The organism is Neisseria sp. P0009.S007, from assembly GCF_051962515.1.
The window spans coordinates 1-238 of sequence record NZ_JBQCVF010001270.1 but is presented as its reverse complement, the minus strand read 5'-3'; the positions used below and the strand labels follow the sequence as shown (position 1 = coordinate 238).

At 37.4% G+C, this 238-nt stretch carries 1 pseudogene; it reads left to right on the top strand.

From position 1 onward, the window contains the following. Positions 1–238: pseudogene (locus ACTHS3_RS18570) on the top strand (pilin); the annotation flags it as partial.

Genomic DNA, 238 nt, shown 5'->3' with positions numbered 1-238 from the left:
CATGCTTACCAAGAATACACTATCCGCGACAAATTATATGAAGGCTTGGGATTAGCTGAACCTGCTAAATTAGCTGTAGCCGAAACAGCTGCTGCTATTGATGGCTTAAGTAGTGTTACAGCCTATACTACTGGTACAACTGATAAAGACAAAATGGGTAATACAGGCTACAAATTTGTACAAACTAAATATGTTAAGAGAATTGACATTGCAAATGTTGGGGTAATTACAGTTACCA